Genomic DNA, 17,778 nt, shown 5'->3' on the forward strand with positions numbered 1-17,778 from the left:
AGAGTGAGTAGAATTAAAAGATGGAGCGGTTCAGAGTGGTACGATGCAAGGGTCAAGAGATGGAATGGTTCTAGTTGGGATGATGCGAAAGTTAATATGTGGAATGGCTCTAGTTGGTCAAACATATCGTCTCAAACATACACTGAGACATTTTGGGCATCTTGGACACAAACATATCGACAAACTGGCTCTAGACGTACTGACTATCGTGCCGACAAACTTGTACAAGGTTACTATGGTGAAGCAGAGCCATGGGGACTTCAACGTTCGCTATGTGGGTTTGGAGATATCCAATCTAAACTAGCAGGGGCTAGAATCAAGAAGGTTGAACTCTACTTATACGCCGAGCATTGGTGGTATTATGCAGGAGGTACAGCAGTAATAGGTTATCACAATCATTCGAATGAACCCGATTACTTTGGTCATTCTGTGTATGGTGCGAAGTATCAAAGATTTACATCTAGAGGTCAAGGTATGTGGATTGATATGCCAATTGCTCTAGGAGAAGGTATCCGTGATGGATACTATAAAGGAATTAGTATCTTTGCAGATTCATATAGCAGAGATTACTATGGTGTATTTAGTGGTGCTTGGGATGGAGGAAATGCTCCAAGACTGAAAATCACTTATGAAAAATAGTATTAAACAAAAGTATTGAAACGTGAAGAAGGTGAGAGTCCTTCTTCACATAAAAAAATAAGAGCTTGCTAGAGAGCAAGAGAAGGAGATTTATATGACAGTATTTAGTGTATCAAATATCGGTGGAGTACCTTTCGAAACGAAGATTATCCCTGCAAGTAATAACAACAGACCTCAAAACGCTATGAGTCCTAAGTATATTACTGTTCATACAACTGAAAATACAGAAAAAGGTGCAGATGCTAGAGCGCATGCTAACTATTTAGTTAACGGTGGAGATGGGAAGTCTTGGCACTTCACAGTAGACAGCAATCGCATTGTTCAACATTTACCAATTAATGAAAATGGTTGGCATGCAGGGGATGGTAATACAGGAACAGGTAACCGCCAATCAATCGGTATCGAGACTTGTGAAAACTCAGATGGAAACTTTGAGAAAGCATTAGCAAACGTTGCTAAATTAGTTAAGTTCTTAATGGGACAAATTGGCATTGGAATTGGAAATGTAGTTCCTCACCAACGTTGGTCAGGTAAGTATTGTCCACGACCAATCTTAAATCGTACAGGTGGATTTGAAGGATTCAAGAGTATGGTTCAAGGTAGCAATGGTTCAAGTGGTGGTAGTACAGTAGCACCTCCAAGTGGCGGTGACGATGCAGGAACAGAAGGATTAGGTATCGTTTATATCACTGGTACAAACGTTAACCTACGTAAGTCTCCAAGCACAAGCGGTGAATTCATTCGTAAACTTAACTCTCCTGAGAGCTATGTTGTATGGGCAGAGCAAGATGGTTGGTTAAATGTTGGTAATTCATGGGTATATGGAGACCCTAGCTACACTCGTTTCGCTCGTAGACAAACTAGTAATGTAGGTAAGTTAGTAGTTGTGGACGCAGAAGAGCTTTGGGTTTACAGCTCTGCAGATTGGAATGCAAAAGAGAAAACTGTTCCAAAAGGAGAGGCGTTTACAATTCTTGAAGAGTTAACTGTTGCAGGCTCTAAGATGTACCGTTGTAAATACTTCTACATCACTGCAAGTCCTGCTTACGTTCACGTTAAGTAATAAGAAACAAATAGCACTATTGGGATAGAGAGGCTAATAGTCTCTCTATTTTGCTATATATAAATAGGAAGAAAGTCGGTGAGAATCGTGAGACAAGGAGACATTGTATTCGTTCAAGGAAAAGGAATTATCTCTAAATTAGTTAGATTCGTAGACAGAGGGACATTCAGTCATGTTGCAATCGCAGTTTCAGAGACTCATATAATCGAAGCTACAGCAGGCTCAAAGGTTACTGTTATTCCATTTGATAAGGGTGAGTATAATATTATTGAAGTAGTTGATTTAGGATTAACAGCACATCAACGAAGAATGGTATATAACTGTGCTATGAGATACGTTGGCAGAAGATATGATTACTTGCAATTAATTTGGTATGTTCTTAGAAAGATGTTTCATTTAACTGGAGAAAACAAATTGAACAATCCTCATAATATGATATGCTCAGAACTTGTGTATGTGGCTTTAGATGAGTCTAGAGTGCTTGAGGATTTAGGTATAAAAGATAGCTTTCGTAATGGAAATAACCTGACCCCTAATGAACTTTTTGATTTGGTTAAATATGTAAGTGTAACAAAAGAGAGGCTCTAAAAATTCCGATACGAGACGAATAAAACCCACCCTATTGGTAGTAGAGTGGGTTTGTTTTACTCATGCTTGTTATGGGAATGATTAACATGAGCAAAGGAAAGAAATAAATTTTATTGAAAGTCTTTCAGCGTTAATAGCACTGATAATTTTTATATATTTATTTTAGCATCTTTCTTTATGAAATGGAAGAGATAGAGATTATCAACCGCCGTGGTCTCCATGTGCGTATTGAACTATATCAGAAGCTCGCTGTACCTCTGTAGGTGATTGAACACCGAACGTCAATGTTAAAACAGTAATAATCCCAATTAAACTAGATATTACTTTCTTCATTTTAATGCCCCCTTATCAAAAGATTTCTTTCTTGCTTGAGAACTTAAATAGAAGTATTTGCTCGCCTTTGAATCATTGCCTTCCTTATAAAAGCGAACTGCTAATTGTTCCTTATATTCTTGAATGTATTCATGTAGCTCTTCTTTTTCAAAATATGAAACTCCTGCTAGGACTATTCTTTCAAGCTCTTCGGCTAGAACATTCCCATTAAGAGCATTTAAAATCTCAAAATGATGACAATATTCTTCATTACCTAGTTTAATACATAGTTGATGTCCTTTTGCAATCAATGTCGTTACTGTGTCATGTTCTCCCAATTTATAATATTCCTTCGCTTCGATGAATATTGCTTTGAAATGGTTTGGCTTCTTCTCAGATACTTCCGATAAGTATCTAATAGCTAATTCAGACATGTTTTGTCCTGCATAGAGAAGACCTAGGTTATGACGAACCATAAGAATGAATTTCTCTTCTTTGAGCTTTTGAAAAATATCCATAGCTTTCACAAGATGCTCTTCTGACAATATCCATTCTCTTAAATTGGTACATGCCATTCCTAAAAGGTTCTCACAGAATCCAACATTTCGTTCATAATTCTCATTCTCTTCAAAAATCTCTTTTGCTTTTGTTACATATTTAACTGAGTTAAGCGATTCATAAATATCATAATGAAAAGCACCTAACTTATAGTAAAACTCAGCTTTTTCAATCACATCGGGGACTAGTTCAAGAAGAGCTTCTGCTTTGTCAAAGTGTTCTTTCGCAATTGTATAGTTGCCAATACCCGAAGCATGTATTGCTTTAAAGAAGTGATAGTAATAAGTTAAGAAGTTATTAGTTGGAATCTCAAATTCTTCAACCTTATCAAAGCTGTTAACAGAGACTCCTAAATTATCAACAATGTACTGGAATCGAAAATCTAAAAGAGAATAATATAGTAGTAGAGTCTGGTCTTTCTCTATATTATCAATCTTCTTATCAATCTCTTCTTTTAATCTATGCGCTTGACCAATTCGTCTAGCGCGAATCTCAATATACCATTCATTTAATAACTGCGTAATTTTCTCGTTTCCTTTGACTGGAACGTTCATAGTATCCTCCTCATCCATATATATCGTGTTTCTTCCTATTATATAGTATTACAAAATGGAAAAGGTTGGATTATGGAATTTATCAATATATTTCAGAATATTCAGTAAAATAACAAATAAAAAGAGACACCCTTGACTCAAAAGGATGCCTTAGATAAAAATGACGAATCTATCAATATTATATCATATAATTATATTTCATTGCATGTGGGAATATATAGTACGTTCTAGTATATTATGGTATAATTAAGGTAACAACTTTTTTGGCATTCGTGGGAGGATTATCTACCTTTTCTTGCAATTTAAGAGAAGGGAGGTGAGCCGAATGGATTTCTTAAACTGGATTATCGAAGGGATAACTAAAGGTGTTTCACAATACATCACTGTAAAATTCCTAGAAAAACAGGAAAAGAAAAAGAACCACGATGCCGACCAAGCTGATGGTTCTTCTTCTGATTCCAAATAATTGAATTAGATAAACTAACCACAATGCTGTAATTAGTTGTACACTGAACTCGATGTTAGCGCATCGGGTTCTTTTGTTATTATATGCTAATTGTAACATAGTTATTCTAAATGTTGCAAGAAATACTATATTGACTTGACCATGGATTGAATCATCTTTATGACCATTATACGCTTATCCTCATCTAATTGCTCAACAATCTCTATTACTGGCTCAAATTCTCTTCTTGTATCAGAGTATGGTAACAAATCTTCTGTATTTGATAATCCAAGAAGGTAGTCAGATGAAACACCAAGAGCATCTGCGAGCAATGCAGTTGTTTCTCGTGACGGTTGTTTTGAATTTGATTCAATCATAGATATGAATGCTTCTGATACATTTGATAGTTCTCCTAATTCTTTCTGTTTTAATCCTTTCTTAATTCTTAACATTCTAACTCTTTTAGAGGTTACATTAGTCATTTTAAAATCTCCTTTGAAAGATATTATAAATATCTTAACAAAACTTTACCTTTCGGTCAAGAATGGTTAAGTAGAGTTAAGTCAAGGGATTTACTCTACTTGTAACATTAATTTAATATGATAGAGACTATTGATAGTCTATACGAAAAATAGTATAATTACATTTGTATCGATACGTTGGGGGACGCTCCAACTGAAAGTGTTCATAAGGTTTGGATATTGTATACCAACTGAATAAATAATATCTCAAGTGTTCATAGCATGCTCTGACAAAGGGTATGCTCTTTTTTGTTTTATTTACTAGTTTACATAACATATATTCTAAGCACATGTATAACTGTATAAAAGAAATCTCTCAAAATGACTAGTATCCTTGTGTTATTGAGATGTTATGTATAAATACACCATATTATGTATGAATATAATTGTGTTGATTTCGCATACAATTTAACACTCATATCTCTTTGGGATGAGTATTCTTGGATTTTGAGACGATAAAGAAAAAACTGGCATTTTTGTTACAATCGCATTACAATATAGCTATACAGTTATACATGTAGGAGGTCTTTCCCATTGGCTTACAAAACTGAAATCAGAATCTTAAATCCCGACAGGAAGAATTATACAACTACTCTAAGTACAGAATTGTTAGATAAAGTAAAGTTGATTGCTGTTGAGCAAGATACATCTTACAACTTTCTGCTTGAAGATGGAATTCAATATGTGTTGGATAATTTCACAAATAAAGGTGATTATAAGAAAAGACAAAAACCAAGTGACAGAGTTAAGGTCAATACTACCTATAGCGAGGTATTGTTTAAGCAATTAAAAACTAGAGCAATCTATCTTGGTGCTAAGAACAATGATTTGATTGAGGTTGGTATGAGGTACATCATTGAAAAAAATACATAAAAATAAGAGAGAATATATATTCTCTCTTATCCTATCATCATTATTCCTCTCTTCATTCCCCATTGACTCGCTTCCATCTCTTCTTTACGAAAAACGTTGAATAAAGCAGGCATTCCATCGTTGTTGCTAATAGTATTAGTATAATCTCCTAGCTGATTAAATACTTTAAATGATACATACTCGTATTTATAACTCTTATCAAAGGTACTTGTCGTCACTATAGTTGGGTCTATTACATCATTATTCTCATCTAATATAAAAGCATGTCTCGCCATTAATCCTTCAACTTCGTGAATGCTTACATATCCATAAGCAATCTTCCACTTGTTGCTGTAAAACTTATTACCATATTCCCAATCCCTTAGTACGTTGAAAACATTATTGTAACATCCCTTAATTTCGATTGAATCTTTACAAGCTTCATATACTTCTATGCTTAATTCTGCATTGAATTTATGCTCTTGAATCATCTCTTTCTCACCTTCAAATCGATATTAACGACCTCTTCTTCACTCTCTAGCGTTGTCAGTATAGATTGAATAGATTTCATGATAGCATTTGTACTGTAATTACCTTTGATTTCGATAGTTAAAGAGTTGTCATTCTCTTCATTTTGACGAGTTTCTTCCATTATATTGTCTTCCTGTGATTCGAGAGTTTCTTCTATTGTATTGTCCTCTTCTGATTCGATATCTTGAGGCTTATCCTCGACAACTGTTTCGTCCACAACAGTATCTAACTCCTCAGCAGTTGCAACTATTGGCTCTACTGATGCAGGAATAGCGACCTCTTCTTTTCTTTCTGTATGCTCTCCAACAACTTCTACATTGCTCTCGTTCTCTTTTTGTTCCTGTTTTTGCTTTTGTTTCCTAGCAACGCTACTAATATAGTAGACATACTTTAAGTCAGCGCCCCATACTTTGGCTAGTTCTGATTGCACTGGGAAATCTTTTAAGTAACTTTCTAATAGAGGGATTTGCTGATGCTTAGGCAGTTGCTTAAATAATGGAAAGTCTATAAAGTCATCCATATACTTACTCATTTCTTCATCACTTAATATAACATGTAAGTCCTCAGGCTTTGCATTTTTTGGATGTCTTCCTCTTCTAGTTTCTGTTGGAAGACCTAGATTTTCAATAATCTTATAGTAGACATTCTTAGATATCCCCATCTTGTCCTGTATCTCTTTAGCTTTATACTTAGCCTTCCATGTCTCCATAAACATCTTCTGTTGACTCTTATCTTTATCTGAAAACTCTTGATAGCTGATTATATCATTCAAGTTGTAAACCTCCACATCTCCACTGAGTTTCTTATATTTATTACTTCCTTTCATAAAGTAGGAAGGTGTTCTTAACGCTTGATTTCCTCCACCCTTACGTGTGGATACTCTTGAGAATATATTGCTACCTATTCTCTTCTTGTCTCGAATCTCTTCATGGAAAAGGCGTTCGATATTCATTAGCAATTCTCCTAAACCATTAATAATTCTCATATATTCATATCTCTTCTTATTATATAATACAGTAACTCAGTAATCAACTGTTAAATTATATGTAAAAAAGAAGCCGTATTTCACGACTTCTTCTTAGAACATATATGACTTCCACTATTACCACTTATCTCTTCTTGTATCCGACCTTCTTTAGCCTTTCTTAAGATAGAGCATTTTTCATGGTTTTTCTTACATGTTGCACAGTTTCCTTCAAAAAACTGAGCATAATCTGTTTCAGTATTGAATATCCCAGTGTATTCAACAGGTCGTAGAATAGCATAAAATCTTGGATTCTTGGCATCGTACAATACCTTTTGAGTTCTCACTAGTACATTCTTATCATCTTCTATAACAATACCTGTGAGAGCATCGCATAGCAACTTGTAATAGTTGTTGTTATCTTGATTTGTCCTAGACTGTACAAATACACAATCTAGATACCAATGACCTTCTGCAGTCTGAGTTTTATCCCATTTCTGCTTCGTTACTTCTCGCTTTAAATAAGCTTCAAATCGCTTCTTCCAGTCTTTACTTTCCCTTGTTTCGTACATGTGTATGAGTGCTTTGCCATATACAATCTTTGCAGATGGCTTGATATAGTTGTTTACAGAAATGGGTAACTCATCATAGTTGATTATAAATCTACTCAATGACTTACCCATCCTTTCTAAATTACTTGTTTAAGTCCTTCAACATTTGTTGCATTTCTTCTACGGTTACAGATTCACTAGCCTGTACTAATAGGTTTTGTAGTAACCCTTCGAATCTTTCATTAGTAACCCCATAAGATGCCTTAACCTTGATTAAAACACCGATGATAGCGAATAAATCCTCTTTCTCCATCTCAACTTTTATCACTTAAATCACCCCTTAAGCTTCTTCGAAGTATTTGATTTTTGAGTTAGGGATATATGTGTTTCCAAGGAAGATTCCATCGTTATTAACTTGATTAGCCACATTCTGTGTAATCCACTCTCGGAACTGTCCTTGAACCATATTGTTAACCATGAATTCAAGTGGGCTTCCCTCAAGTAATACAACTCGAATGCTTAATGGATTTACTTCCTCTACTACTGTTTCTTGTTCTACTGCTTCTTGATTTTTCTCTTGTTTATTTGTATCCATGACGATACCTCCATTTTAATAATTTTGTTTAATCTGACGTTCTAATGAAAAGGGTTTTAGCCCTAGCTTGTCTTCTATTTCTGCGTATGAGTCGCCATGAGCGAACCCTGTAATACAGATTGGAACGATTGATATTTTGTGTTGTAAGTTCTCATCGTAAGTACGATTATAATAAGCTTTCTTACTTGCAAAGTTCTTTCGTGAATTGATAATTACCTCTTCTTCACCATTTGATTCTGCGCCAATTCGAACACGAACAGCTACATAATTTGCGTCTACTAATGATGCTACATTATAGCATTCATTTAAATCCTCTAGTTTCAACTTCATTTCACCTCTGATTCTTGAATGATTTTGATGGCTTTACTATATTGGACAATCTCTTCTTCTAATACAGGGAAGTATTGTCGCAGAGAAGGGTCTGATTTCCTTCTGTAATGCTCAAGCGTTTGTTCTGCTTGTCGCAACCTGTGTAGTAGTTCTTTGATTACAATGTCCATGTAAAGCCCCCTATGCGTTGTGAGTGCCACCCTTGTATCGAACTGCGATACCAATGGTGTTCATTATCTCTTCTAATTGAGGAATGATAAAGGAATTGCCTTGCTTAGTTAATTCTGACTTTAAAGCATCCATAGCCTTCTGCTTGCCAGTAAAGTCTTCTGATGGCTCACCTACTAATGTGTAGCGGAATAAGCCTTCTCCAAGTGACTCTTTGTTAATCTTGTATCCTAATTGATACAGACTGCCTAGATGCGCTCCATAACGAAGTGAGACAGTCGCTGATAGCTCTGCATTTGTTACGCCTGCAGAACCCTTCTCTTTTAACACTCTTAATATTTGGTCACGCTTGCGTTCCTGACGTTTCTTTTCGTTGTATTCCACTTTTCATTCCTCCGATTTCAATAATTTTGTTTAATTAAACAAGTTTAAAATTACTAATAAGATGATTGTTGGTACGCATATCTCGATATACAAAGGTATATGCTTTGGGTCGAATTCTAGCAAAGTTTCAATAACTTGCTTAGGACTCAATATTCTCTTCCATTCTCTTGGCAATCTCATCAACACATTCTCTAAAGTCAATCTCTCCAAGTTGGAATCTGCGCCATGGCTCTAGTTCGTATGGTGTCATTACTCCACTACCATCCAGTCAGTAGCATGCATATCTTCTTGGTATGGAGTTGCGATTGCATATCCACCACTCTTTAATACTGCTACTAGAAATTCACCTTGCCACATAGGAAGACTCTCGTTTTGTAGCCCCATAATATCTTGCTTGCACCAGTATCCATCCCAAATTGCACGAGTAACTTTCTTGCCTTCATGAATTGCCATATCTACAGCTCTGCCATAGGTTAGTCCACTTAGAATGACCTTTGAGTATCGCTTTGTGCTTGCTACTGCAGGTCGAATTGAAATGGTTGATTCTTCAATTATAGAGCGAGACAATATCATAGTAGAACTATCGTTAATGTTCATTATTTTGTAATCGTCCGATGTTACATCAAGAACTTCAAATTCCTTGCCTTTACGAATAATCATTGAATGAAATGGGCTTAATGGAACACTTGTATCCTTTGTAAATTTGATTCTGTCATGTTTTTGATATTTAGTCATAATTGCCTCCTAATTAATCATTGCTTCCCATACCTCTTCTGCGCTTTGAGGCATTTCCACAAGTTTATTCCCACTTATTGTAATTGTTTTAATCTGTTTACCATCCTGCCAAACATCTATTCTTCTCCACGCATAAAACTCTTTGCCAATGTACTCATCGTTCTTAATATTTCTATCGAACAAATCTTTAGCATTATCTGTGATAAGAACTACATCTCTAGCTAGGATTAAAGCATAAATTCTCAATCTAGTTGCCTCCTAGATTCTTATTAAAATATGGATTTTATTAACTAGAATAACTCTGCCCACTCGGGGTCGTTTTTTAGAAAACTATGAACATGAGTTAGTGGTAACGCAATTTGATGATGCATATCCTTGTTTTGAACCATATTAATAACGTAATGCGCTCTCATCCCACGAGAATGAATCCCTAATATATGAAACCCGATGTGAAATTTATCACTTTCAATAAACGATGTGTTTTTACTTAGATGTGCTTTTTGTATCTTATCTTTCATCATAAGTCTGAATAGTTTAAAATAACTTTCCATTTGCTTACTATTTTCTACGAACACAACAACTACAACTCTTTCAGTCATTATTAATAACTCCAATCGCTTTTAATGCAGATAGGCAGACAGCCATCTGAGGTGTTTTTGCAATGCTTTTATACCAAAGCTTCTCATTATATACACTGCCAATGCTAACGTTACAGTAATAATCATCACGAGTAGCTTCTTCATTTCTTACTAACCCGCAATCCTCATTCGCACAGTCTCGAAGCAGAACACTAAATCCAAGCATCTTTAATCGTTTCATAACTAACAGAGTGTGGTTCATATTAGTAGATGGAGAAAAATCCTCTGTGCTAAAATCATGTAACTCCATAACGTGTTTAGCAATTAATTTATCAGTTTTAATGTTATCCATGAAAATACCTCCTAGTTTTTACGTTTACTCTTCTTCTCTTCTAATTTCATTACGAGCATTGTCTCAATCAATGTAGCTAGTAAAAGAAATAGGATTCCTACTGGTTGAAATAAATCAAACTCTCCTTGTTTAATCCCATCTAAGGTTACTAGAAACCCATAAAGCAGTGTTTGATACCAACTTAACTCTAAGAAATACAAGATTACTTGTTTATTTGACATCGCAATCCTCCTTGCTATATTGACTTTAATTCAAATGTCTCCGCAGGAATAACTTTAACGAAATCAAGTTTACGAAACTTCTCTTTAGCCTTTTTAAGAATATGAGATACGTTGCTTGTTTCAACCGAAGACATGAGATTATTACCTTCTAAGTTTAATAGAAGATATTTGCTACGAGGCATATCCTCAATAACAAGATAATACATTGTTCTACCACATCTAGATTGAAAGACTAAGATATCGCCTTTCATAACCATATCTTTAGGTCTCGCCTTATCTATACTTACCTTCATGATAATCCTCCTGTTAGAGCCTTTAGCTCCTTCTTATTCTTTAAATATTTGGTTTCTATTACTGAGAAGTGGACGATAATTGGTATCCCTGTTGTCATTCTTACATCAAGAGCATTAACCCATTGATTCTCATTGCTTAACAACATTGTGCTACCATCTCTTGAAAATCTTCCCCAGTAAGTATTGTTGGACGTGAACGTCCCATTCTTCTGAGCCTCAACGTCACGTAAACATCTAACCTTTAACACCTTAATCATGGAATCCTCCTAGTATAAAAGCGACATTAAGGGCGTTCTCATTGATAACTCTGCAAATGCCTCAACGTATAAATACTGATGCTTTAACGCCTCTTGTTTATTTGTCTTAAATACTCTATTGTACGAGTTTAGAAACTCTACTAATTCTAATGTTGTCCAGTCTTTTACCATCTTAATTCTCCTCTTCTATTTGTCTTATGCACCTCCTACCATTGTTTCAATACTTTTGTTCAATGGAGGAAGAAAGAAAAGCCTTCCTGCCCTCCATTACATTCTATCATTATTTCTTAATCTTGTCAATAATTTTTGTTAACTTGCCAATTAATCCTAATCCGAAGATTACATTGAACGAAAGATTTAATACTCGTTCTCCAAATGATGAGCCACTTGCTTTAGCGTGACCACCGCCACCGTACACTTTAGCGACTTCTTTGCCAAGGTCGATATTATTATGAGTTGTGCGATAAGATACACGTTTGTTACCCATATCAATCATTACAATGTATTTGAGGTCTTGATGACGCTCTGATAATACGTTGCCTAACTCGCTGATGTATTGCTCTGCGAATACAACACCAATCTTGTTGCCAAGGAGGTTCTTAACCATCATCTGCTTCTCTTTGCGGTCAATATATGAATCTTTCTTATCGTTGTCAATCTGAATAACAACCTTATCTCCATCGCTGAACATTTGTCTCCAAGAGCCTTCACGAATAGTAAAGATAGTTGAGTTTTTGAATCGCTTGACGAATGTATTTACGAATTTGCTTTGACCTAGTAACCAAAATAGTTGATTTAATGAAGATGCTTCAAGGTCATTGTAAATCTCTTTCCACTCCCATGAATCATATCTGCGAACCTTTTCAACGAATACAGTAAGAGCATCTCGATAGGTTTCACGTTGGAAGAATCCATGCATTGAAAGGAATTCATAGAACATATTTGTGCCTGAGTTCTTTCCTAAAGCGCCTACTACGCTTACTTCTGCCCAGTTATACTTGTTTAAAAACTCTGCAGTACCATGATGGTCTAGTAATGAGAAGCGATGTAATTCCCATTCTAAGTTGTTGATTAACTCTGCTGTCGCCTCATCTACAGAGATGTCAGTGATAAAAATCTTATCGTAGTTTGTGAATGCTCCACTATTGACGAACTCAGAAACCTTCTTGCTTGCATCTTGAGGATTGCGAACGACTGTTACATCAATATTATCAAATGCCAATCGACCTAAAATCTCACATGCCTCGCCATCCATATCATTGTGTGTGAATAACTTTACCTTACTAGATTCGTTTAACATATCATTTCCTCCTGTTGTTTAACTTATAATTTGATTATACATTAAACTTAGTGTTATTTCAATACTTTTGTTTAAAAAGTGTCATGAATTTAGAACGTCTTTAATCTTCCTTAATTGCTCAAGGGTGATTTTATCTGCACGGTTATGATAGCTACTGCCATAACGGAATAAACTTGATATTTCTGACATTAGAGCGATGTACTCTTGTCTATCAAGTATCTCTTGTCTTGAGAAGTATAGTGTCCAATTAGGAGAGTAATCTGTAACCTGTCTTAAGTCTTCTATATAGAACTTAATCCACGAAAAGTCTCTATCATCGCCAATTACACCTACGAAGAAATACTTTCTCCCTACCTTCTTGACTTCATACTCTCGTATCCCTTTTACTCCATATCTAGCTTGATTTCCACATGGCTCTAGATAAACCTTTTGACCAACTAATGGCTTTGTCAATGAAATAACCTCCCTTTTAAATATGTAAAGGGGAGAATCGCTCTCCCCTGCTTATTAGATTAAGCCACGCTTAGTTAGAATTTCACGAACGCCAGTTTGACCAACGCCACGGAAGCTCTGAATCTCATTGAAGTTATCATCCACTAATACAAGTGTAGGAGTCTTCATGATTCCAAATTGTCCTGCTAACATAAATGCCTCATCAGCTTTCACTTCGCCTGTCTTTGTATCTGTTAATTGACCAGTTGTAATATTAGCAATTAAATCTGCTTCAACTTCTACTTCGTTCTTTAAGAACGTGTCTAACATTTTGCATGGTGTACAGTTTTCTTGTTTAAATTTAATTAATTTCATCGTTGTTTAATCCCCTATTCGTTTTAAGTATTCTTTTTTGAATTCTCCAGTCTCTTTGCCAAACTCTTTGACATGTGCTACTGGGATAGATGTTGCATTTGAATCATATAAAGCTTTATTATCGAGCGTTGCATTAATGCCCTCGAATTCAATTTTCACGTTGTAATGAGTCTCTTCTGTGTCAGGGTCGCATGTAACCATAGATATATTACCTACCACATATGGATAACAAGCACCGCTAATAGTCTCTGTGTACTCCCATTTCTCAATAACCTTTGCATCGCCAGTTGTCTGTTCATAGCGAATATCCTCACAGCCTGCTAAGACTGCGATGGATAATGCTAATATCATAATGCGCTTTTTCACTCTCATCCCACCTTGATATGTTAATACTTTTGCTTAATCGAACTCATTGTCGATTGGGAAGTTAAAGTCTTCATCTGTTAAAGGCTGATGTTTTGCGATAATGTAGCCTGAGCCTTTTGTAGAGAAGAAATCATGTGTTTTAGAGTCAGTGCTTAAGCCATTTAGAACGATAGGATTAATCTTCTTATCTTCGTAATGTGGAGCTTTTCCTAAGTTCATCATTGCTTTGTTTGCATTGTAGATTAAGAAGTTCTTAACTTCATGGTCTAATGCTAGAGCAGTATATAGTTCTTCTGTGTAATGGAACTCATTCTCCATTAACTCTTCAAGAAGCTTGATTGTTTCATAATCTACTTCCTTCTGCTCCTCTTCGCTTAGTTCAGTGTATAGTTCCTGTGCAAGCAATCCAACATATACGCCGTGAATACTTTCATCTTGGATGATTTTCGTGATAATCTCACCACTAGCTACCATCTTGCCTTGACCACTCAAATATAATGGTAAGAAGAATCCACTGTAGAATAAGAAGCTTTCTAAGAATACACTGGCTACCATAGCAAGATATAAGCTCTTTTTGTCAGTGATATTTTCATAGTAATAAGAGATTAAATCAGCTTTGAATTGTAGATACTGATTCTCTTCTACCCAGTCAAATACTTCATCGATTTCACTATTACTAATTAATGTAGTAAAGATTGTTGAGTATGATTTTGCGTGGATATTCTCCATCATTGCCATAAATGATAAAACAGCTTTACGTTGCAAATCATCAACATGCGCTAAGATGCTAGGCATTCCTAAGTTACCCTGCTTCGTATCAAGTAAAGTTAAACCACCCAATACCTTTTTATATGTTTCTTGTACGATAGGCTCTAAGCGACCCCATACTTGTTTGTCTTTTGAAGGAACATACTCTGTATCAGTCCACATCTGCTTGATATTTTGTTCCCAAAATGTAAGTGTGAAAGCATCTGTTTTTCTGTTCCAGTTTACTGCTCTGTGAATTCGTTTGTTTATGCTTTCACTTAGCTGTTCATTACGTTTCTCAGGTGATAATTTTCTTAAATCTGTTGTCATGCTTTAGCGAACCTCCACTTTTTATGTGTCTTTTGTGCGCCATCGATAACAGCTTGAACACCTTCGACATCTAGATTATTCTTAGAACAAAACTCATTTAATTCTAAGAGACTGTCTACTACAAACTCGTTCCCTTTTGGATTTGTAGCAATGATTTTGATTCCTTTAGGAGTAATTGGTACAGTTAACCCTTGTTCAGTTAACACATCTTCTGTTTTCAGAGAGACTATCTTAGAATTAGGCTCAATTATAGTTACAGGCTGTCCCTTAGTCTTCTCAAAAGCTTCTATAATTTTAGCCTTATCTTCTTCTGTTGTTTTTGCAACTAAGATTGGTTTTACTGGAGTCGGTCTTACTGCAATTGAAGTATCTTCAAAATCCCCTGTTTCCACCTTTGTTGCAGGAATGACATCTTCATGTTTCGTAGCCATAAACTTTACTCTACAGAATTCCATTTCGCCTCTACCTGTGTTCACTCGAAAACGACCTAATACATCGTAATGTTGATTTTTCTTATTCAGCAAATTCAATTCGCCTCCTATTTTAATAATTTTGTTTAATAGGAAGGAGAGAAAATTCTCAACTTCCTATTAATTTTAACATAATCGGGTTGTAATTTCAATAATTTTGTTTAATATATTTTAGATTAAACTGTACAAGATAAGCAGTCTTCTTGAGAAGATACCTTTGTTCTTGTGTAGTAAAGCGTTTTAAGACCTTTCTTGTGGGCATAGATGTAGTGTCGTGCCAATTGACCGTCTGTCGTTTCGTCATCAACGAATAGTGTTGTCGAGATTGACTGGTCAACGTGTAACTGAATAACAGCCATAAGGTCAATTAATTTCATCATATCCATTTGGTATGCTTCTTTGTAGAACCACCATGTTCTAGCATTTAAGAATGGCATTGGGTAATGCGTTGTAGAATCGCCATACTTACGAGTCTCAATTTTCTCTGTGATAGGCATTACTGATGGCGTAGCATTCTGAACATATGAAATTGAGCCAGTCGGTGCAATCGCAAGCAAGTAAGCTGAATAGATACCATGCTCCATGATTTGCTCGTTTAGGCGTTCCCAGTCCTCTTGAGTTGGGATATAGATGCCTTCGAATAACTTAGCAACCTTATCTGTCTTAGGAGCGTGAGACTTCTCGATATAACGAGTTAACGCAGTTCCTTTAGCGTACTCTGATTTCTCAAAGTGGTCAAATGGACTGTACTCTTTCGCTAGTTCCATAGAGCGCTCTAATGCGTAGAATCGCATCATTGCAAAGAATACGTTAGCGAAGTCTTTTGCTTCTCGACTCTCATATGAAATGAAGTTCTTAGCAAGGTATCCATGAAGGTTCATAACACCTAATCCAACGCTTCGGAATGAATCGTTTGCCTTCTTAACAGATGGTACTTCATCAATAGATGTTTTACGAGTAACTGTTGTAAGAGCGTCAATAGCAATCTTAACTGCATCTTTTACCTCTTTATTCTCCATTACATTCGCAATGTTTAAAGAACCTAGATTACAAGAGATATCGTATCCAAACTCATCTGTCCCTTTATGTGATTCTACATGACTATGAGTCTGCAATTGCAAGATTTCTACGCAAAGATTAGACATTTTAATATCGCCAATATCTTTCAACATATGAACCTTGTTTGCTACGTCACGATTCAAGATATAAGGATAGCCACTCTCCAATTGTGTTTTACCAATTTCTTCGAAGAATGCACGAGCAGAACCCATCGGTTTCTTGCGAACAGCAGGATTATTTAGTAACTCATCGTACATTTCATCCATGTGCATATCATCTAAATGAACGCCATATGCTTTAAATACTGAGTTTGGATAGAATGAGAACCATTGCTCATCTTTCTCAGCCAATTCGTAAAGCTTGCTAGGGATAATTAATCCTAATGATAAAGTCTTTAATCGCTCATTCTCATCTGCATTAATCTTCTTCGTTGACAACATTGCTTTTGAATCTGAGTGGAATGCGTTGATATATACTGCAACAGCACCTTCACGTTGTCCAAGCTGATTGAATTTACGAGCGATATCTTCTAGAATCTTAGCAATACCTACCACTGATGTAGATGCGCCTTCCATACCTTTAATTGGCTCATCAGCGCCACGTAATACAGATAAGTTAACTGCTACACCGCCACCAAAGCGAGATAATTGTGCAACTGCTTCATTGATATAGAAGATACCTTCTGTGCTGTCGGGCATTTGTAATAGGAAGCAAGATACTAAGCGCCCTGCTCTACTTCTCATAGCATTTAAGAATGTTGGCGTTGCAGGTTGATAGTTTTGCTTGATTAGCTGTTTTGCAATTGCTTTAGCTTTCTCAAAGTCGCCATCACCTAAGAATAACGCATTTGCCATAACTCTATCTTCATATCGTTCTAGGTAATTTGCTCCATCGTTTGTTTTAAGAGCATAGTTGTTATAGAATTTGAATGCGCTCATAAATGATTTGAAGCGGAATTTATGACCATATACAATCTTATGAAGCTCTTTAATTTCACTATCCTTATACTTCTTAATGACACTGCTATCCCAGTAATCATGCTTTAATAGATACTTTAGCTTCTCATCAAAATCATGGAAGTACTGCATCTTCTTATTTACATGGTCAACAAAGTATGAGTAAACAGCCTCTCTATCCTTACTATATTGATATTGACCATTTTCATCTTGTATCTTTACTTCGTTGTTAAGCTCAATCCATTTTGCCAA

At 35.8% G+C, this 17,778-nt stretch carries 31 protein-coding genes; 5 read left to right on the forward strand and 26 right to left on the reverse strand.

The window, feature by feature from the left end:
* Positions 1-3: 3 nt before the first annotated feature.
* From ACTFRS_RS25675 to ACTFRS_RS25685, 3 genes are all read left to right on the forward strand, one after another.
* Positions 4-639 carry a hypothetical protein gene (locus ACTFRS_RS25675; RefSeq protein WP_048559076.1) on the forward strand — a complete coding sequence of 212 codons (636 nt, stop codon included), beginning with the start codon at positions 4-6 and terminating at the stop codon, positions 637-639.
* A gap of 94 nt (positions 640-733) precedes the next feature.
* Positions 734-1,702 (forward strand): N-acetylmuramoyl-L-alanine amidase, encoded by a 969-nt coding sequence (locus tag ACTFRS_RS25680; RefSeq protein WP_440025597.1) that lies wholly within the window; start codon positions 734-736, stop codon positions 1,700-1,702.
* A gap of 78 nt (positions 1,703-1,780) precedes the next feature.
* Entirely contained in the window at positions 1,781-2,290 is a 510-nt protein-coding gene (locus ACTFRS_RS25685) for a YiiX/YebB-like N1pC/P60 family cysteine hydrolase (RefSeq protein WP_250670348.1), read from the forward strand.
* A gap of 201 nt (positions 2,291-2,491) precedes the next feature.
* Here the strand turns inward: ACTFRS_RS25685 and ACTFRS_RS25690 are convergent, their stop codons facing one another.
* On the reverse strand, positions 2,492-2,623 hold the full coding sequence (locus ACTFRS_RS25690) for a Phr family secreted Rap phosphatase inhibitor (protein WP_250670350.1): 132 nt from the start codon (positions 2,621-2,623) through the stop codon (positions 2,492-2,494).
* Positions 2,620-3,714: a Rap family tetratricopeptide repeat protein gene (locus ACTFRS_RS25695; protein ID WP_250670352.1), complete on the reverse strand. Its 1,095-nt coding sequence runs from the start codon at positions 3,712-3,714 to the stop codon at positions 2,620-2,622. Before ACTFRS_RS25695 ends, ACTFRS_RS25690 begins: the two co-directional genes overlap by 4 nt.
* A 325-nt stretch (positions 3,715-4,039) precedes the next feature.
* Here ACTFRS_RS25695 and ACTFRS_RS25700 point away from each other — a divergent pair, with 325 nt between their 5' ends.
* Positions 4,040-4,180 carry a hypothetical protein gene (locus ACTFRS_RS25700; RefSeq protein WP_158227749.1) on the forward strand — a complete coding sequence of 47 codons (141 nt, stop codon included), beginning with the start codon at positions 4,040-4,042 and terminating at the stop codon, positions 4,178-4,180.
* Positions 4,181-4,305: 125 nt separating this feature from the next.
* Here ACTFRS_RS25700 and ACTFRS_RS25705 read toward each other — a convergent pair whose 3' ends face one another.
* Positions 4,306-4,641 (reverse strand): helix-turn-helix domain-containing protein, encoded by a 336-nt coding sequence (locus tag ACTFRS_RS25705; RefSeq protein WP_048559073.1) that lies wholly within the window; start codon positions 4,639-4,641, stop codon positions 4,306-4,308.
* 573 nt (positions 4,642-5,214) lie between these two features.
* On the opposite strand from ACTFRS_RS25705, the gene ACTFRS_RS25710 reads away from it, so the two are divergent.
* The gene (locus tag ACTFRS_RS25710; RefSeq protein ID WP_048559072.1) at positions 5,215-5,553 is read left to right on the forward strand and encodes a hypothetical protein; all 339 of its coding nucleotides are present in this window, start codon (positions 5,215-5,217) and stop codon (positions 5,551-5,553) included.
* Positions 5,554-5,579: 26 nt separating this feature from the next.
* On the opposite strand, the gene ACTFRS_RS25715 is transcribed toward ACTFRS_RS25710, so the two are convergent.
* The 23 genes from ACTFRS_RS25715 to nrdE form a co-directional block, all read right to left on the reverse strand.
* Positions 5,580-6,023 (reverse strand): hypothetical protein, encoded by a 444-nt coding sequence (locus tag ACTFRS_RS25715; protein WP_440025595.1) that lies wholly within the window; start codon positions 6,021-6,023, stop codon positions 5,580-5,582.
* Positions 6,020-7,015, reverse strand: coding sequence for a hypothetical protein (locus ACTFRS_RS25720; RefSeq protein WP_440025594.1), 996 nt, complete (start codon positions 7,013-7,015; stop codon positions 6,020-6,022). Before ACTFRS_RS25720 ends, ACTFRS_RS25715 begins: the two co-directional genes overlap by 4 nt.
* Positions 7,016-7,128: 113 nt before the next feature.
* Positions 7,129-7,698, reverse strand: coding sequence for a RusA family crossover junction endodeoxyribonuclease (locus tag ACTFRS_RS25725; RefSeq protein ID WP_250670356.1), 570 nt, complete (start codon positions 7,696-7,698; stop codon positions 7,129-7,131).
* 22 nt (positions 7,699-7,720) lie between these two features.
* Positions 7,721-7,906, reverse strand: coding sequence for a hypothetical protein (locus ACTFRS_RS25730; protein WP_319611521.1), 186 nt, complete (start codon positions 7,904-7,906; stop codon positions 7,721-7,723).
* Positions 7,907-7,918: 12 nt separating this feature from the next.
* Positions 7,919-8,173, reverse strand: coding sequence for a hypothetical protein (locus ACTFRS_RS25735; protein WP_319611522.1), 255 nt, complete (start codon positions 8,171-8,173; stop codon positions 7,919-7,921).
* Positions 8,174-8,188: 15 nt separating this feature from the next.
* Positions 8,189-8,497, reverse strand: coding sequence for a hypothetical protein (locus tag ACTFRS_RS25740; protein WP_048559067.1), 309 nt, complete (start codon positions 8,495-8,497; stop codon positions 8,189-8,191).
* Between the two features lie 2 nt (positions 8,498-8,499).
* Positions 8,500-8,673, reverse strand: a complete 174-nt coding sequence (locus ACTFRS_RS25745; protein ID WP_157669211.1) for a hypothetical protein — start codon at positions 8,671-8,673, stop codon at positions 8,500-8,502.
* Between the two features lie 10 nt (positions 8,674-8,683).
* Positions 8,684-9,001 carry a hypothetical protein gene (locus tag ACTFRS_RS25750; protein ID WP_319611524.1) on the reverse strand — a complete coding sequence of 106 codons (318 nt, stop codon included), beginning with the start codon at positions 8,999-9,001 and terminating at the stop codon, positions 8,684-8,686.
* Positions 9,002-9,304: 303 nt separating this feature from the next.
* On the reverse strand, positions 9,305-9,790 hold the full coding sequence (locus ACTFRS_RS25755; protein ID WP_319611525.1) for a Thoeris anti-defense Tad2 family protein: 486 nt from the start codon (positions 9,788-9,790) through the stop codon (positions 9,305-9,307).
* Positions 9,791-9,799: 9 nt separating this feature from the next.
* A complete protein-coding gene (locus ACTFRS_RS25760; protein WP_319611526.1) occupies positions 9,800-10,036 on the reverse strand; it encodes a hypothetical protein in 237 nt (78 codons plus the stop codon).
* A 44-nt stretch (positions 10,037-10,080) separates the two neighbouring features.
* Positions 10,081-10,389: a hypothetical protein gene (locus ACTFRS_RS25765; protein ID WP_048559063.1), complete on the reverse strand. Its 309-nt coding sequence runs from the start codon at positions 10,387-10,389 to the stop codon at positions 10,081-10,083.
* Positions 10,382-10,720: a hypothetical protein gene (locus tag ACTFRS_RS25770; RefSeq protein ID WP_048559062.1), complete on the reverse strand. Its 339-nt coding sequence runs from the start codon at positions 10,718-10,720 to the stop codon at positions 10,382-10,384. Before ACTFRS_RS25770 ends, ACTFRS_RS25765 begins: the two co-directional genes overlap by 8 nt.
* A gap of 11 nt (positions 10,721-10,731) precedes the next feature.
* Positions 10,732-10,941, reverse strand: a complete 210-nt coding sequence (locus ACTFRS_RS25775) for a hypothetical protein (protein ID WP_048559061.1) — start codon at positions 10,939-10,941, stop codon at positions 10,732-10,734.
* A gap of 14 nt (positions 10,942-10,955) precedes the next feature.
* Positions 10,956-11,234 carry a hypothetical protein gene (locus ACTFRS_RS25780; RefSeq protein ID WP_048559060.1) on the reverse strand — a complete coding sequence of 93 codons (279 nt, stop codon included), beginning with the start codon at positions 11,232-11,234 and terminating at the stop codon, positions 10,956-10,958.
* A complete protein-coding gene (locus ACTFRS_RS25785) occupies positions 11,231-11,482 on the reverse strand; it encodes a hypothetical protein (RefSeq protein WP_157669210.1) in 252 nt (83 codons plus the stop codon). Before ACTFRS_RS25785 ends, ACTFRS_RS25780 begins: the two co-directional genes overlap by 4 nt.
* Positions 11,483-11,500: 18 nt before the next feature.
* Complete coding sequence (locus tag ACTFRS_RS25790; RefSeq protein ID WP_157669209.1) at positions 11,501-11,662, reverse strand: hypothetical protein; 162 nt, start codon at positions 11,660-11,662, stop codon at positions 11,501-11,503.
* 109 nt (positions 11,663-11,771) lie between these two features.
* On the reverse strand, positions 11,772-12,791 hold the full coding sequence (locus ACTFRS_RS25795; protein ID WP_440025588.1) for a DHH family phosphoesterase: 1,020 nt from the start codon (positions 12,789-12,791) through the stop codon (positions 11,772-11,774).
* Positions 12,792-12,872: 81 nt separating this feature from the next.
* Complete coding sequence (locus ACTFRS_RS25800) at positions 12,873-13,244, reverse strand: beta barrel domain-containing protein (RefSeq protein ID WP_440025586.1); 372 nt, start codon at positions 13,242-13,244, stop codon at positions 12,873-12,875.
* Positions 13,245-13,298: 54 nt separating this feature from the next.
* Entirely contained in the window at positions 13,299-13,598 is a 300-nt protein-coding gene (locus ACTFRS_RS25805) for a thioredoxin domain-containing protein (RefSeq protein WP_440025584.1), read from the reverse strand.
* Between the two features lie 6 nt (positions 13,599-13,604).
* Positions 13,605-13,964, reverse strand: coding sequence for a hypothetical protein (locus tag ACTFRS_RS25810; protein ID WP_440025582.1), 360 nt, complete (start codon positions 13,962-13,964; stop codon positions 13,605-13,607).
* Positions 13,965-13,997: 33 nt separating this feature from the next.
* The gene (nrdF, locus tag ACTFRS_RS25815; protein WP_095209819.1) at positions 13,998-15,041 is read right to left on the reverse strand and encodes a class 1b ribonucleoside-diphosphate reductase subunit beta; all 1,044 of its coding nucleotides are present in this window, start codon (positions 15,039-15,041) and stop codon (positions 13,998-14,000) included.
* Positions 15,038-15,565: a hypothetical protein gene (locus ACTFRS_RS25820; RefSeq protein WP_440025580.1), complete on the reverse strand. Its 528-nt coding sequence runs from the start codon at positions 15,563-15,565 to the stop codon at positions 15,038-15,040. The genes nrdF and ACTFRS_RS25820 overlap by 4 nt, the downstream gene beginning before the upstream one ends.
* A gap of 122 nt (positions 15,566-15,687) precedes the next feature.
* Complete coding sequence (nrdE, locus tag ACTFRS_RS25825; RefSeq protein ID WP_250670378.1) at positions 15,688-17,778, reverse strand: class 1b ribonucleoside-diphosphate reductase subunit alpha; 2,091 nt, start codon at positions 17,776-17,778, stop codon at positions 15,688-15,690.

This window comes from Bacillus cereus group sp. MYBK139-1 (assembly GCF_051916915.1).
GTDB classification, from domain to species: Bacteria; Bacillota; Bacilli; order Bacillales; family Bacillaceae_G; genus Bacillus_A; species Bacillus_A pacificus.

Bases quoted from the DNA above. Each gene is read 5' to 3' on its own strand.
- ACTFRS_RS25680 (WP_440025597.1), top strand. From the start codon at position 734: ATGACAGTATTTAGTGTATCAAATATCGGTGGAGTACCTTTCGAAACG.
- ACTFRS_RS25690 (WP_250670350.1), bottom strand. From the start codon at position 2,623: ATGAAGAAAGTAATATCTAGTTTAATTGGGATTATTACTGTTTTAACA.
- ACTFRS_RS25695 (WP_250670352.1), bottom strand. From the start codon at position 3,714: ATGAACGTTCCAGTCAAAGGAAACGAGAAAATTACGCAGTTATTAAAT.
- ACTFRS_RS25700 (WP_158227749.1), top strand. From the start codon at position 4,040: ATGGATTTCTTAAACTGGATTATCGAAGGGATAACTAAAGGTGTTTCA.
- ACTFRS_RS25705 (WP_048559073.1), bottom strand. From the start codon at position 4,641: ATGACTAATGTAACCTCTAAAAGAGTTAGAATGTTAAGAATTAAGAAA.
- ACTFRS_RS25715 (WP_440025595.1), bottom strand. From the start codon at position 6,023: ATGATTCAAGAGCATAAATTCAATGCAGAATTAAGCATAGAAGTATAT.
- ACTFRS_RS25720 (WP_440025594.1), bottom strand. From the start codon at position 7,015: ATGAATATCGAACGCCTTTTCCATGAAGAGATTCGAGACAAGAAGAGA.
- ACTFRS_RS25735 (WP_319611522.1), bottom strand. From the start codon at position 8,173: ATGGATACAAATAAACAAGAGAAAAATCAAGAAGCAGTAGAACAAGAA.
- ACTFRS_RS25745 (WP_157669211.1), bottom strand. From the start codon at position 8,673: ATGGACATTGTAATCAAAGAACTACTACACAGGTTGCGACAAGCAGAA.
- ACTFRS_RS25755 (WP_319611525.1), bottom strand. From the start codon at position 9,790: ATGACTAAATATCAAAAACATGACAGAATCAAATTTACAAAGGATACA.
- ACTFRS_RS25765 (WP_048559063.1), bottom strand. From the start codon at position 10,389: ATGACTGAAAGAGTTGTAGTTGTTGTGTTCGTAGAAAATAGTAAGCAA.
- ACTFRS_RS25770 (WP_048559062.1), bottom strand. From the start codon at position 10,720: ATGGATAACATTAAAACTGATAAATTAATTGCTAAACACGTTATGGAG.
- ACTFRS_RS25775 (WP_048559061.1), bottom strand. From the start codon at position 10,941: ATGTCAAATAAACAAGTAATCTTGTATTTCTTAGAGTTAAGTTGGTAT.
- ACTFRS_RS25780 (WP_048559060.1), bottom strand. From the start codon at position 11,234: ATGAAGGTAAGTATAGATAAGGCGAGACCTAAAGATATGGTTATGAAA.
- ACTFRS_RS25790 (WP_157669209.1), bottom strand. From the start codon at position 11,662: ATGGTAAAAGACTGGACAACATTAGAATTAGTAGAGTTTCTAAACTCG.
- ACTFRS_RS25795 (WP_440025588.1), bottom strand. From the start codon at position 12,791: ATGTTAAACGAATCTAGTAAGGTAAAGTTATTCACACACAATGATATG.
- ACTFRS_RS25805 (WP_440025584.1), bottom strand. From the start codon at position 13,598: ATGAAATTAATTAAATTTAAACAAGAAAACTGTACACCATGCAAAATG.
- nrdF (WP_095209819.1), bottom strand. From the start codon at position 15,041: ATGACAACAGATTTAAGAAAATTATCACCTGAGAAACGTAATGAACAG.